The sequence below is a fragment of the Klebsiella sp. K5-306 genome (assembly GCF_051835185.1).
GTDB lineage: Bacteria > Pseudomonadota > Gammaproteobacteria > Enterobacterales > Enterobacteriaceae > Klebsiella > Klebsiella oxytoca.
On record NZ_JAIFJY010000017.1, the window covers coordinates 49,429 to 63,411 of the forward strand.

14 protein-coding genes, 1 tRNA gene and 1 pseudogene are annotated in these 13,983 nt (G+C 53.0%); 10 read left to right on the forward strand and 6 right to left on the reverse strand.

Annotated features, from left to right (window positions below; genetic code table 11):
- The first annotated feature begins 28 nt into the window (after window positions 1-28).
- A protein-coding gene (gene prfB, locus K2184_RS22625) for a peptide chain release factor 2 (protein ID WP_097365639.1) occupies window positions 29-1,127 on the forward strand; the annotation gives its coding sequence in 2 pieces (ribosomal slippage) (window positions 29-103 and window positions 105-1,127; 1,098 coding nt in all).
- Between the two features lie 9 nt (window positions 1,128-1,136).
- Window positions 1,137-2,654 (forward strand): lysine--tRNA ligase, encoded by a 1,518-nt coding sequence (lysS, locus tag K2184_RS22630; RefSeq protein WP_004105551.1) that lies wholly within the window; start codon window positions 1,137-1,139, stop codon window positions 2,652-2,654.
- Window positions 2,655-2,760: 106 nt separating this feature from the next.
- Here lysS and idi read toward each other — a convergent pair whose 3' ends face one another.
- From idi to K2184_RS22650, 4 genes are read right to left on the reverse strand one after another with little or no spacing between them, the layout of a single operon-like run.
- A complete protein-coding gene (idi, locus tag K2184_RS22635) occupies window positions 2,761-3,309 on the reverse strand; it encodes an isopentenyl-diphosphate Delta-isomerase (protein WP_439237775.1) in 549 nt (182 codons plus the stop codon).
- Window positions 3,310-3,361: 52 nt separating this feature from the next.
- On the reverse strand, window positions 3,362-4,078 hold the full coding sequence (locus K2184_RS22640; RefSeq protein ID WP_004105549.1) for a DUF554 domain-containing protein: 717 nt from the start codon (window positions 4,076-4,078) through the stop codon (window positions 3,362-3,364).
- Between the two features lie 14 nt (window positions 4,079-4,092).
- Entirely contained in the window at window positions 4,093-4,671 is a 579-nt protein-coding gene (locus K2184_RS22645) for a UbiX family flavin prenyltransferase (protein ID WP_163525431.1), read from the reverse strand.
- A gap of 12 nt (window positions 4,672-4,683) precedes the next feature.
- Window positions 4,684-6,177: a UbiD family decarboxylase gene (locus K2184_RS22650; protein ID WP_163525433.1), complete on the reverse strand. Its 1,494-nt coding sequence runs from the start codon at window positions 6,175-6,177 to the stop codon at window positions 4,684-4,686.
- A 215-nt stretch (window positions 6,178-6,392) separates the two neighbouring features.
- On the opposite strand from K2184_RS22650, the gene K2184_RS22655 reads away from it, so the two are divergent.
- From K2184_RS22655 to K2184_RS22675, 5 genes and pseudogenes are all read left to right on the forward strand, one after another.
- Window positions 6,393-7,289: a LysR family transcriptional regulator gene (locus tag K2184_RS22655; protein ID WP_016809684.1), complete on the forward strand. Its 897-nt coding sequence runs from the start codon at window positions 6,393-6,395 to the stop codon at window positions 7,287-7,289.
- 89 nt (window positions 7,290-7,378) lie between these two features.
- The gene (gene actS / locus K2184_RS22660) at window positions 7,379-8,104 is read left to right on the forward strand and encodes an amidase activator ActS (protein WP_163525435.1); all 726 of its coding nucleotides are present in this window, start codon (window positions 7,379-7,381) and stop codon (window positions 8,102-8,104) included.
- 80 nt (window positions 8,105-8,184) lie between these two features.
- A tRNA-Gly gene (locus K2184_RS22665) sits at window positions 8,185-8,258 on the forward strand.
- A gap of 162 nt (window positions 8,259-8,420) precedes the next feature.
- Window positions 8,421-8,495: pseudogene (locus tag K2184_RS22670) on the forward strand (Arm DNA-binding domain-containing protein); the annotation flags it as partial.
- 17 nt (window positions 8,496-8,512) lie between these two features.
- Window positions 8,513-9,406 (forward strand): LysR family transcriptional regulator, encoded by an 894-nt coding sequence (locus tag K2184_RS22675; RefSeq protein ID WP_163525437.1) that lies wholly within the window; start codon window positions 8,513-8,515, stop codon window positions 9,404-9,406.
- Window positions 9,407-9,430: 24 nt separating this feature from the next.
- Here K2184_RS22675 and K2184_RS22680 read toward each other — a convergent pair whose 3' ends face one another.
- Together K2184_RS22680 and K2184_RS22685 are read right to left on the reverse strand one after the other, a co-directional pair.
- Window positions 9,431-10,420: an aldo/keto reductase gene (locus K2184_RS22680; protein WP_064356295.1), complete on the reverse strand. Its 990-nt coding sequence runs from the start codon at window positions 10,418-10,420 to the stop codon at window positions 9,431-9,433.
- 26 nt (window positions 10,421-10,446) lie between these two features.
- Window positions 10,447-11,298: an aldo/keto reductase gene (locus tag K2184_RS22685; protein ID WP_163525439.1), complete on the reverse strand. Its 852-nt coding sequence runs from the start codon at window positions 11,296-11,298 to the stop codon at window positions 10,447-10,449.
- A gap of 426 nt (window positions 11,299-11,724) precedes the next feature.
- Here K2184_RS22685 and K2184_RS22690 point away from each other — a divergent pair, with 426 nt between their 5' ends.
- Genes K2184_RS22690 through K2184_RS22700 form a run of 3 tightly spaced genes read left to right on the forward strand, consistent with a single transcriptional unit; the run spans window position 11,725 to window position 13,933 of the window.
- Window positions 11,725-12,189, forward strand: a complete 465-nt coding sequence (locus K2184_RS22690; RefSeq protein WP_163525441.1) for a PTS sugar transporter subunit IIA — start codon at window positions 11,725-11,727, stop codon at window positions 12,187-12,189.
- Between the two features lie 59 nt (window positions 12,190-12,248).
- Entirely contained in the window at window positions 12,249-12,530 is a 282-nt protein-coding gene (locus K2184_RS22695; protein WP_064372026.1) for a PTS sugar transporter subunit IIB, read from the forward strand.
- An 8-nt stretch (window positions 12,531-12,538) separates the two neighbouring features.
- Window positions 12,539-13,933, forward strand: coding sequence for a PTS galactitol transporter subunit IIC (locus K2184_RS22700; protein WP_439237776.1), 1,395 nt, complete (start codon window positions 12,539-12,541; stop codon window positions 13,931-13,933).
- Window positions 13,934-13,983: the final 50 nt, after the last annotated feature.

Here is a 13,983-nt window from a genome sequence, read left to right on the forward strand (position 1 = left end):
TTGACGAATCCATTAAAAGAAACCGACCATGTTTGAAATAAATCCGGTAAAAAACCGTATTCAGGACCTCACGGAGCGCTCGGACGTTCTTAGGGGGTATCTTTGACTACGATGCTAAGAAAGAGCGTCTTGAAGAAGTAAACGCCGAGCTGGAGCAGCCTGACGTCTGGAACGAACCAGAACGTGCGCAGGCGCTGGGCAAAGAGCGTTCCTCGCTGGAAGCCATCGTTGATACGCTGGATCAGATGTCTCAGGGGCTGGAGGATGTTTCCGGTCTGCTGGAGCTGGCCGTTGAAGCCGACGACGAAGAGACCTTTAACGAAGCCGTTGCTGAGCTTGATGTGCTGGAAGAGAAGCTGGCGCAGCTTGAGTTCCGCCGCATGTTCTCCGGTGAATACGACAGCGCCGATTGCTACCTCGACATCCAGGCCGGTTCCGGCGGTACGGAAGCGCAGGACTGGGCGAGCATGCTGATGCGCATGTATCTGCGCTGGGCCGAAGCGCGCGGCTTCAAGACCGAGATCATCGAAGAGTCTGAAGGCGAAGTGGCGGGCATTAAGTCCGTGACCATCAAGATTATTGGCGACTACGCTTACGGCTGGCTGCGTACCGAAACCGGCGTTCATCGTCTGGTACGTAAGAGCCCGTTCGATTCCGGCGGCCGCCGCCATACCTCTTTCAGCTCCGCGTTCGTTTATCCGGAAGTGGATGACGATATTGATATCGAAATCAACCCGGCGGATCTGCGCATTGACGTTTATCGCGCATCCGGCGCGGGCGGTCAGCACGTTAACCGTACGGAATCCGCGGTGCGTATCACCCATATTCCGACCGGCTTAGTGACCCAGTGCCAGAACGACCGTTCGCAGCACAAGAACAAAGACCAGGCCATGAAGCAGATGAAAGCGAAGCTTTATGAGCTGGAAATGCAGAAGAAAAATGCCGAGAAGCAGGCGATGGAAGATACCAAATCCGACATCGGCTGGGGCAGCCAGATCCGTTCTTACGTGCTGGATGACTCCCGCATTAAAGATCTGCGTACCGGGGTGGAAACCCGCAACACTCAGGCGGTGCTGGACGGCAGCCTGGATCAATTTATCGAAGCAAGTTTGAAAGCAGGGTTATGAGGAACCAACATGTCTGAACAACAAGCACAGGGCGCTGACGCGGCAATTGACCTTAATAATGAACTGAAAGCCCGTCGTGAGAAGCTGGCTGCGCTGCGTGAGCAGGGTATCCCGTTCCCGAATGATTTCCGTCGTGACCACACCTCTGACCAACTGCACGCTGAATTCGATGCCAAAGAAAACGAAGAGCTGGAAGCGCTGAACGTTGAAGTCGCCGTTGCTGGCCGCATGATGACCCGCCGTATCATGGGTAAAGCCTCCTTCGTTACGCTGCAGGACGTTGGCGGCCGCATTCAGCTGTACGTCGCCCGCGACGATCTGGCGGAAGGCGTCTACAACGAGCAGTTCAAAAAATGGGACCTCGGGGACATCATCGCGGCGCGCGGTAAGCTGTTCAAAACCAAGACCGGTGAACTCTCCATCCATTGCACCGAGCTGCGCCTGCTGACCAAAGCCCTGCGCCCGCTGCCGGACAAATTCCACGGCCTGCAGGATCAGGAAGCGCGCTATCGTCAGCGCTACCTGGATCTGATCTCCAACGATGAATCGCGCAACACCTTTAAAGTGCGTTCGCAGATCCTGGCCGGCATTCGTCAGTTCATGGTCGGCCGCGGCTTTATGGAAGTGGAAACCCCGATGATGCAGGTGATCCCCGGTGGCGCTTCCGCCCGTCCGTTCATCACCCATCACAACGCGCTGGATCTGGATATGTACCTGCGCATCGCGCCGGAACTGTACCTGAAGCGTCTGGTGGTTGGCGGCTTCGAGCGCGTGTTCGAAATCAACCGTAACTTCCGTAACGAAGGTATCTCCGTTCGTCATAACCCAGAGTTCACCATGATGGAACTCTATATGGCCTATGCGGACTATAAAGACCTGATCGAGCTGACCGAATCCCTGTTCCGCACCCTGGCGCAGGACGTTCTCGGCCATACCGAAGTGCCTTACGGCGATCAGACCTTTGATTTCGGCAAGCCGTTTGAAAAACTGACGATGCGCGAAGCGATCAAGAAGTACCGTCCGGAAACCGAGATGGCCGATCTGGATAACTTCGATTCTGCAAAAGCCATTGCGGAAAGCATCGGCATTCACGTTGAGAAGAGCTGGGGTCTGGGCCGCATCGTGACCGAGATCTTCGAAGAAGTGGCGGAAGCGCATCTGATTCAGCCTACCTTCATCACCGAATATCCGGCAGAAGTCTCTCCGCTGGCGCGTCGTAACGACGAGAACCCGGAAATCACCGATCGTTTTGAATTCTTCATCGGCGGGCGTGAAATCGGTAACGGCTTTAGCGAGCTGAACGATGCGGAAGACCAGGCGCAGCGTTTCCTCGATCAGGTTAACGCGAAAGCTGCCGGTGACGACGAAGCCATGTTCTATGACGAAGACTACGTCACCGCGCTGGAGCACGGCCTGCCGCCGACCGCGGGCCTCGGTATCGGTATCGACCGTATGGTGATGCTGTTTACCAACAGCCACACTATCCGCGACGTGATCCTGTTCCCGGCGATGCGTCCGGTAAAATAAGTTCTGAACCCTGAATCATTCGAGTTGCATGAAAGCCAACGCACATGCAACCTGAAGTATGGCGGGTAGACTGTAATAAACGAAACCCCAGCGCTGCTGGGGTTTTTTATGCCTGGCGGCTAAAGCTTATTAAGGCATTACGCGCATTATCATCCGCAGCCTGCATGACCATCCACGGGCTAAAAGCCCAGGGCGTCGCGCGAATTGCGCTTAAAACATCCTCAAGATGGCTCCACTGAAAATCCATCACTTCGTCAGGATTTATCCGTAACGCGCTGGCTACTCGTGCCGCATAGACCGGACAGACCTCGTTTTCGACAATGCCATTCGGCGCGACGGCCCGGTAACGGAACCCCGGAAAGACCGGGACGATACGGGTTATCTCGACGCCGAGCTCAAAGCGGCAGCGGCGCTCAACGGCCTGTTCAAAGGTTTCGCCGGTTTGCGGATGCCCGCAGACTGAGTTCGTCCATACGCCTGGCCAGGCTTTTTTGCCCAGCGAGCGGCGCGTGACCAGCAGTTGGCCTTGTTCATTGAACAGCCAGCTGGAAAACTCGAGATGCAGAGGGGTATTGAGGGTGTGGGCGGCATACTTCTCCAGCATACCTGTAGGCTTATCTTGCTCGTCCAGCAAAATGACATGTTCCCCGGCCATGACAACTCCTGAAATAGAAAATGACCCGGCACAAACCCGCCGGGTCATGTACTCAGGCCACTAGGGTAGCCCATAAATGGGACAAAGGCATTACCAAAACAAGCCCTGGCAACATGTTGGCTACCGGAAAGAGCTTAATGTTACAGATACGCAACCCGGTAGCCACCATCAGCAGCCCGCCGGCGCAGGAGAAATCCGCCATCATATCAGGCGAGATCGACGGCAGAATAACCACCGCCAGCATCGCCAGCGCCACCTGAATAATGACCTGCGGGATAGCAATGGTCATCACCGCGTAGCCCAGCAGCGTCGCGAAAATCCCGGCGGTAAATAGATCGAGAATCGTTTTGATATACAGAATTGACGGATCGCCGCTCATGCCTTCGGTCATCGCGCCGAAAATACCGGTGCCGCTGGCGCAAAACAGAACCAGGATGGCGACAAATTTCTCGGTAAACTCTTCATGGCCGAGGCCATTGACCGGCGGCAGCACTTTGTTGATCAAACCGCGGGTGGAACCTGCGGCTTTACCGATGCCCTTTTCCAGATGCAGCAATTCGCCGAGGATGGCGCCAATCACCATTGCCAGCACGACGGCGGGCATATATTTCACTTTGAGCACCAGCGTAATACCAAGACCAACGGAGCACAGGCCGAAGGTCATCGGCAGCGCCGTTTTGACGCGCTCGGGGAGCTTGCCGCCCGCCGCAGCGCCGATGAGTCCGCCGATAATCACGGCGGCTCCGTTTACATATGGGCCGATTAACATTGAATAATTTCCGGTTAATTAAAACGTAGCTCGCCTTCACCCCAGCGGGGGATGTTGTTGACCTGCAGGTCAAACAGATCGAGCGCGCGATTGACGCTATGGGTAACGATGTCGTCCGCCGTTTGCGGACGCTGGTAAAGCGCCGGGACCGGCGGAAAGATAATTCCGCCCATTTCGGTTACGGCGGCCATATTGCGGATGTGGCCGAGGTTCAGCGGCGTTTCCCGGACCAGCAGCACCAGGCGGCGACGTTCTTTCAGCACCACGTCTGCCGCGCGGGTGAGCAGGTTGTCGGTCAGGCAGTGGGCGATGGCGCCTAAAGAACGCATTGAACACGGCGCGACTAGCATCCCCAGCGTTTTAAATGAACCGCTGGAGATAGCTGCGCCAAGATTGGCGATGGGATGCACCACGTCGGCCAGCGCCATCACCTCGTCCAGGCGGTAATTCGTCTCCAGCTCGCAGGTTTTTTCCGCGCCTTTAGAGACGACCAGGTGGACTTCAACGGGATGCGGGCGCAGTAGCTCCAGCGCCTTAACGCCGTACTGAAACCCGGATGCGCCGCTGATACCAATGATGATGCGTGCCGTCATGAGGTTCTCCTTTTATTCGAAATCCGGCAGGAAGCGCTTCACGTCCACTTCTTTAAATCTGGAGCGCTGGAAGTTGTGCTTCAGATGGAACGGCACCGTGCAGTCGAATATCGTTTTGCAGGACATTCCCTGCTGCAGGATGCTCGGGCTGTATTCCGGTACCTGCGACGGATCGAGCGGATGGCAGCGAACGCCGGGAATAGTGATTGTATCGACATCGCCCTGGTAGCGGGTTTGCATGGCCCAAAGCACGTCGTCGCTGTCGAAAATATCGACGTCTTCATCGACCAGAATGACGTGCTTCAGTTCCGGGAAGGCTGAGAACGCCAGCAGAGCAGCCTGACGCTGGCGCCCTTCGTCCGCCGGGGAGGATTTTTTGAACTGCAGCACCGCCAGCAGCTTGCCGCCGCCAGCCGAATGGGCAAAGACGTTCAGCAGCTTGCCAGGCATCGCGCGTTCGACCATATCCAGAATGCTGGCTTCGGTCGGGATACCGGCCATATTGACGTGTTCTTCGCCTGGTCCTACGGTGGTGCGCCAGATAGGATTGATACGGTGAGTGACGGCTTTCACTTTGATGACCGGGATCGCCTCTTTAGCTTCGCCGGTATAGCCCGGAAACTCAGGCATCGCGCGGCCGGTATGGGTGTTCTGATCTTCTCGTACGCGCGCGTTGGGCAGCAGTTCGCCTTCAATCACGATCTCAGCGTGGGCGATCGCTTTCTCGTTAATGGTTTTACACTGCGTCATCTCCACCGCTTTGCCGCGCAGCGCGCCGGCGATGCTTAACTCGTTGAAGCCCAGCGGGGTGGTCGGCGGCTCGAAACAGGCGGCAATTTCAATGGCCGGATCGACGCCGATACTGATTGAAATCGGCAGCGGCTGGCCTGCCGCTTCAGCCTTCATGCGAAAAGCATCGATATGGCGGCCGGGCGTTAGCCACATGGAGAGTTCGTCGCGGCTCTGGACGCACAGGCGATGAATGGTGATATCGGACTCATGCGTTTCTGGATCGGAGGCGTAGCACAGGCCCATCGTAATATAGGGGCCGGCGTCTTCTTCGGTATTCGTCGGTGCCGGCAGCAGCTTGCGCAGATCGAAATCGGCATCGCTTGCCAGATGGACCACTTGCTGGCATACCGCTGCGCCCTGGGTCATCACCGGGGCTATTGCGTTTTTTACTGAATCCTTCAGCAGATGCCCCAGTTTAGCCGGTTCACACTGGAGAAAATGGCTGACGCGCTGGCGGGAGCCATTCAGGCCAATCGCCACGCTGATATTTTCAAAGCCTTTGATTTTATTGAAGACCATGACCGGGCCATTCTTGCGGGTCGGACGCTGGCAGGTCCCGCCGGCGCCTACGTAACGATAGACGCCGGAGAGTTCGGCGTGCGGGTCGACTTCGGTATTGGTTTCAACATACTCGCCGGGAAGCGTTTTCAGCAGATCCAGCGCGGAGCGTAAATCATGTACCGATAAGGGTGTTTTGTTATCACTATTTGCCATGGGATGTTCCTTCGGAAAAAAAACTTTGCTCCCGGCACAATATTTTCCCTGGCGCGGATAAACAAATACCGTTTACCGGATGGTCAGTAGATCAAAAAAGTTTATTTTAACAAGGTGTTAAATAATGATTAATTAATATGAGGAGCAACGCTGCGGCTTTTTATTTCTCCGGCTAAGTGTGATACTGGTGATAAATTACACTGCGGATAATGATGATGGATTTAAAGCGCTTACGCTATTTTTGTCGGGTGGTGGAACAAGGTTCGGTGAGCCAGGCGGCGAAGTCGCTGAACATGGCGCAGCCGCCGCTCAGCAAGCGAATTCAGGAGCTGGAAGAGGAGCTTCAGGTATCGCTTTTTGTTCGCCGGGGAAACCGCATTGAGCCTACGGAAGCCGGTTTTTTTCTCTATCGAAAAGCGTGTGAAATATTACGCCAGGTAGAGGATACGGCGCGGGAAACGACGGATATTGCGCACAAAAACAGAACTGAATTGAGAATCGGCTTAACTCATCTCTATCAGAATTATTTTAAAGCATTGCTGATGGAGGTATATCGACGTCATCCCGACACTTCCATAAATATTTCCGTTACTGACTCCAGCCATCTCGAAACGTTATTAACCGAGGGCGCAATTGATTTAGCCTTAATCCAGCGCCCCTACCGTAGCGAAGGCTTTGATTATGTCTCTTTTGACCCGATTAAGCTGGTCGCGGTGATCAATAAAAGCTGCCTGCCGGAGCCGCCGTCTAATCCGTATAGCTACACATCGCTGGCGGCGCTGCCGCTGGTATTACTTCATAGAGCAAAAGATTCAGGGACTTACGAGATGCTAATGGAGCTGTTTCGTAAGTCCGGGGTCAACGCGAAGGTGATTATGCACATTACGCAGCCGGGCGTAATTCTCGACTGGCTGGAGTCCGGACTGCAGGCTGCGACGCTGCTACCTTCTTCTGAAGTGGATGCTGATAAGCTTAACCAGTGCTACGTGGTCGATGTTTTCCCCTCGCCGCAAATATTCTACCCGGCGCTGGTAAAATTGCCGTCTATGCCTTATCTGCCCGCGTTGATGGATATTATTACGCATGGCTATCCGTTTAATACTTCTGTATGAAGGGTAGCGATTGGGGATTGCCTTAGGGACTGGTATGATAATCGCCTCTGGTTGAGAGGTGAATGTACGTGTTAAGCGCAGGACGCCTGATGAGAAAACGCTTTGTTATTGCAATAATGTTGCTGAGCAGCCTGATCGTCGCGGGGTGTTCCAGCTCATCCGATTCCGGGTCCACCTACACAGTGAAGCGCGGCGACACGCTGTACGCTATTTCACGTTCCACTGGCACCAGCGTCAGGGATCTCGCCCGTCTCAATAATATTTCACCTCCCTATACCATCGAGGTTGGGCAAAAGCTGAAGCTGAACAGTGGTTCAGGGGCCACGGCGAAGGCGGGGGCATCCGGCAAGAAATCCTCCGCGAAGCGCACCGCTGCCGTGACGCCATCTTCGGCGGTGCCGCAATCCTCCTGGCCGCCGGTCGGGCAACGCTGCTGGCGCTGGCCGACCAGCGGCAAAGTTATACTGCCGTACTCCACCAGCGATGGCGGCAATAAAGGTATCGATATTGCCGGTAAGCGCGGCCAGCCGGTGTATGCGGCAGGGGCGGGCAAAGTGGTGTACGTGGGTAACCAGCTGCGCGGCTACGGCAACCTGATTATGATTAAACATAATGAGGACTATATCAGCGCCTATGCACACAACGACAAGCTGATGGTGAATAACGGCCAGAGCGTGAAGAGCGGCCAGCAGATTGCCACCATGGGCAGCTCGGATGCGGATTCCGTACGCCTGCACTTCCAGATTCGCTACCGGGCGACGGCGATCGACCCGCTGCGCTATTTGCCGCCGCAGGGCAGTAAGCCTAAGTGCTAAAAGGTTATTTTATCGACAGTTAGCCTGTTATGGGCTTGTCAGCGGGTGCGTAAGGTCTATAATGACCCTCGCACCTCCTCGCGGGCGTAGTTCAATGGTAGAACGAGAGCTTCCCAAGCTCTATACGAGGGTTCGATTCCCTTCGCCCGCTCCAGACTCAAGTCTCCTGAAGTCCACTCAACTCAATTTTCCCTTGATAAATCAGCAGTTATAGCATTCTATTAGTCTATTGAACTCAATTGTACTCCCCCAGGGTCAAGCTCAATGTGGGGGTATGGATGGGGTATAATTGTACCCCCTGCTGAGAGGTACCCCAATGAAGCTGACTGCTCGTCAGGTTGAAACTGCTAAACCCAAAGAGAACCCCTGGAAACTGGCCGATAGCGTTGGTTTTTAAGGAAATCGCCGATGCTCAAAGAAAATTTCAACGAACTGCAAATCTTTCTTGTAGTAGCAAGGGAGCGAAGTTTCACCAAAGCGGCGGGTAAACTGGGCGTTTCTCAGTCTGCACTCAGCCACGCGATGAAGGCCCTGGAGGAAAGGCTGAATATCCGCCTTCTGACCCGTACGACCCGAAGCGTTGCCCCTACAGAAGCCGGTGAGAGAATTATTGCCTGCCTTGAACCGCGTATTGCCGATCTCGAGCAGGAGCTGGAATCGCTGGTTCAACTGAACGGCACCGCCTCCGGCAATATCCGTTTATCTGCCGGGGAGCATGCCGCGCGAAGTCTGGTGTGGCCGAAGCTAAAACCCTTCCTCAGGGAATACCCGGAAATTAATCTCGAACTGGTGGTGGATAACGGCTTTGTCGATATTGTTGAGGGGCGTTTTGATGCCGGGATCCGCCTGGGCGAAAGCGTGGATAAGGATATGATTGCGGTAAGAATTGGCCCGGACATGAGAATGGCTGTGGTGGGAGCGCCGTCTTATTTCGTTGCAAATCCTGCACCTGAAACGCCGCACGAGCTACAAAATCACAGGTGTATCAATATGCGCCTGCCGACAGCCGGTGGGCTTTACCACTGGGAGTTTGAGAAGGATGGGAAGCCGTTACGGGTCAGAGTAGAAGGGCAGGTCACGTTTAATCTGCAGGCAGAAAGGATTGATGCGGCGTTATCTGGTTTTGGCATTGCCTGCATACCTGAAGACAGGGTGCAGGATTATATAAAGTCAGGAGAGCTTATTCAGGTTCTGCAGGACTGGTGCCCATCTTTCCCCGGATACTATCTTTACTACCCGAGCCGTAAGCAGCATCCGCCCGCTTTTGCGCTGATGATCGATGCACTTCGTTACCAGGAATAACGGGTCCGTAGACCCGTCCGGGTATTAACGGCCCACGCGAGCCTGATGCTCAGGGGAGTAACGTTCGCCGACGATTTTAATGGTTTCAAGCGCCTGGGTTATCTGCCGTGAGTCATCCTGAGAAAGGATGATGTCGGCAGCCCCAAGGTTTTCTTCCAGTCGATGCAGTTTGGTGGTACCAGGGATAGGAACAATCCACGGCTTTTGTGCCAGCAGCCACGCCAGCGCGATTTGTGCAGACGTCACACCTTTCTCTGCCGCCAGTTCACCCAGCAATGAAACCAGCTTTTCATTGGCTTCAATCGCCTGCCCGGCGAAACGCGGTACTGTGCTGCGGTAGTCATCCTTGCCAAAAGTGGTTCCTGGCCTAATCGATCCTGTCAGGAAGCCCTTACCTAATGGACTGAAGGGTACAAAACCAATACCCAATTCCTCCAGCAACGGCAGGATCTCCCGCTCAGGCTCGCGCCACCACATTGAGTATTCGCTTTGTAGGGCAGTGACAGGTTGTACGGCATGCGCACGACGAATAGTTTGCGCACCCGCTTCGGACAGACCGAAATGTTTAACTTTGCCTTCAGCGATCAGGTCCTTCACTGTTCCCGCAACATCTTCAATAGGGACATCCGGGTCGACACGGTGTTGGTACAGCAGATCAATGACATCAGTCTTAAGACGGCGTAATGATCCTTCCACCGCTTCACGGATATGCTTCGGACGGCTGTTTAAAATCTGCTGCTTGTTGTCGTCGCCAAAAGTAAATCCAAACTTGGTGGCGATGACCACGCGGTCACGGAATGGTTTTAAGGCTTCGCCGACAACTTCTTCATTGAGGAAGGGGCCATACACTTCAGCGGTATCGAAGAAGGTGACGCCACGTTCAACCGCTGCGCGAATGAGCTCGATAGCCTGACGGGTATCGGTCGCCGGGCCGTAGCCGTGGCTTAAGCCCATGCAACCGAGCCCAAGCGCGGATACTTCGAGTCGGGATTTACCCAGATAACGTTTTTGCATTGAATGAATACCTCTTTTATCGCGACTTAAACATCAAGTTTGCGGCCCGTCAGCCATTCCACCATCGCCGGGTCGCGGTGAGAGAAGAAGGCGCTGGTTGCAGTGTCGAGGGCAGCAATCTGCAGCATATCTTCAGGGCTGAGTTCAAAATCGAGAATGTTGATGTTCTCTTCCATGCGTTCTTTGCGCACCGATTTCGCCAGCGAAACGATGCCACGCTGGAAGATCCAACGCAGCACAACCTGGCCCACGCTTTTGCCGTACTTCTGGCCAATCGCCGTTAACACGGGATGCTGGAACAGGCCATTTTTACCCTCAGCAAACGGAGCCCAGGCTTCCGGTTGAATGCCATGGCTCTGATTCCATGGAACGGCATGCAGCTGCTGGTTGAAGGGGTTAACTTCGATCTGGTTTACCGCAGGGACCACTTTGTTGAATGCGATAAGGTCGGCCAGTCTGTCAGGATGGAAATTGCTGACGCCAATGGCGCGAATTTTTCCTGCATGATGCAGTTCTTCCATGGCACGCCAGGCTCCATGGACATCGCCGTAAGGCTGGTGAATCAGATACAGGTCGACGTAATCAAGTTGCAGCCGATTCAGGGAGCGTTCGAACTGGGCTTTAGCGCCTTCGTAATTTGTATCCTGTAGCCAAAGTTTGGTTGTAACAAAGAGCTCGTTACGGGCGATACCGCTCTGTTTCAGTGCATTCCCGACCTGGGTTTCATTCTGATAAGACGCGGCGGTATCGATCAGGCGGTATCCCGTATCGATCGCATCAATAACCGCTCTTTCGCATTCAGCAGCATCCGTCATCTGGAAGACACCAAAGCCCAGCAGGGGCATTTCAATACCGTTGTTCAGTTTTACAGTTTGCATGACGTTATCCTTCAGCTGTTGTGTTGGAAAAGCATAACGCAAACTGATTTATTCGATTAGATGGGGTAATTAGCTAGGGTTTATTAGATGTGCTCATTAATTTGGAGGGAGGTTGATGGTCGGCTTTGTGCAAAGAACGGAATTTAGACTCTTTGTATGGACTCAAGTCCATGGAGAATGGATAAGGTTACCAACATAAGGTAACTTATTGATTTTTATTTAGTATTTTTTGTTTTGGCCATCCATGTTAGAAAACAGGTAGATACTTTTTTGTGAACTCAGGCTCAAATTTTAACGACACAGGTTGCGTTATTTATGTGGTTAGGAGTAACTTCCAGGCAAGTTGAATATAGTTGTACATAGACAAGTATACCTGTCATCTGTTTGCAAATTTAAACATTGACAGCCATTATGAGGCCAACTGTTATGTCTTTGAATTCTAGACTTGAACCTGAACTCGTTCTCCTGAATGAGCCCCCCCTGGATAGAAAAATTCTTTTCAATTCTGTCAGTAAGTTATTGCTTTCAAAAAACTATGTAGAACAGAGCTACCCGGAGGCATTGATCGCCCGCGAAGAAAATCATCCCACGGCAATGCAGTTGGAAAAAATGGGGGTCGCGATCCCTCATGTCGATGTTGAGCATGTCCGGGAAGAGAAACTGGTTGTGGTCACCTGCCCTGAAGGGATCGTATTTAATCAAGCTGAAGATCCCGACTCCACCATGAAAGTGAATGTCATTTTCTTTTTACTGCTGAAGGAAAAAGATGCGCATCTTGAATTTCTGATGAAGCTCATTTCGCTTTTTCAGCGTAGCAATGAAATGGACCAAATCCTTTGGGCGAAATCAAAGGATGACGTTATGGAACTTCTGGCAAAGAATCTTTATTAAAAACCCTAAGCATGAGTATTGTATTACTTCATTATCCTAATAAATATCTGGAGTCTGAAATGAACAAAAAAATTATCTTCGCCTGTACCAGTGGTATTGCAACTTCTGCGGTAGCAACTGAAAAAGTAGTTCAGTATTGCAAAAGCCAGGGTATTAACGTTGAACCCATTCAGTCCAATATCGGCACCATTGGCAAACAGGATGGCATGGCTGATTTAATTATCGTGACATCAGCGGTTAAGACGGAACTGAAAACCCCGGTCCTGAATGGCCTTCCTTTGCTGACCGGATTTGGCGAAGAAGAATTACTGGAAAAAATCGTAGCCATCCTTAAACAATAAAGGTGAGCATGATGGATAAAGTATTTGCCGCCGTCCAGTACATTCTGGGGCTCGGACCGACGATCATGTTGCCGATAATTATATTTATCATGGCAATGTGTCTTCAGACAGGTTTCAGCCGGGCATTACGCTCGGCACTGACCATCGGTATGGGTTTCATCGGCATCTTTCTGGTCTTTGGTTTACTGGTCGACAGCCTGGGGCCGGCTGCCAAAGAAATGATCAGCCACACCGGGATCGATTTACCGGTTGTTGACCTGGGCTGGACTCCGCTGGCTGCCATTGCATGGGCCTCGCAGGTCGCACCATTTGTTGTACCGATGACGATCGGTATTAACGTACTGATGCTAACCCTGAACTGGACCAAGACGGTCGATATCGATGTCTGGAACTTCTGGCATTTTTCGATGGTCGGCGCCATGGTTTACGGGGTGACGGGCAACTTCTTCTTTGGCCTGCTGATTGCCGGTGTCACCGCAGCGATTACCTTTGTGATGGCTGACTGGTGTGCTCCGATGATCCAGAAGTACTTCAACCTGCCTGGGATTTCGTTACCCACACTGTCATCGGTTATTTTCTTCCCGATCGGCGTGCTGGGGAATATGGTGCTCGATAAAATCCCGGGCATTAACAAACTGAATGCCGATCCGGATCAGATCCAAAAGCGCTTTGGCGTCTTTGGTGAGCCGATGATGCTGGGGGTGATTCTGGGGGCAGGGATTGGCCTGCTTGCAGAATATGATGTCAAAGGTGTCCTCAACCTGGCGATGAGCCTCGGTGCGGTAATGCTGATTATGCCCCGCATGGTTAAGCTGCTGATGGAAGGCCTGCTGCCGCTGTCTGACGCCGTGCGTAGCTTTCTCAAAAAACGTTACCCTGACCGTCACGATCTGTATATCGGTCTGGATATCGCGGTTGCGGTGGGGCATCCGTCAGTACTGTCTACTGCGCTGCTGCTTATCCCCGTCGGGGTATTGTTGGCGGTGGTACTACCAGGTAACCGTTTGCTGCCACTGGGTGACCTGGCGAACATCTGGGTACCGATTTCCATGGTGGTACTGGCCTGTCGAGGCAATATTGTCAGGGCGTTCATCATTGGCATTCCATGCCTGGCTGTGAACCTGTATGTGGCTTCGGCCGCAGCACCAATCCTGACCAAAATTGCAAGGGATATGAATTTCCCGATGAAAACGGACGGTGAAATTTCCAGCCTGCTGGATGGTGGTAACCCGTATCGTTTCTGGGCAGTCAAAATCTTTGAAGGCAATACCATTGCTCTGGTTCTTATTCCTGTCATCTTCCTTCTGTGCCTGTGGTTATATCGTGTAACTAAAAAACAGCTGAAAGCGGAAGAGGCAGCAGAAAACGAAGCAGCCTCGGCTGATATTCCGGTAGCAAAATAATCCTGTCTATTCAGAAGCAGAGGGAACTGCTTCTGAATAAAAACAAACGT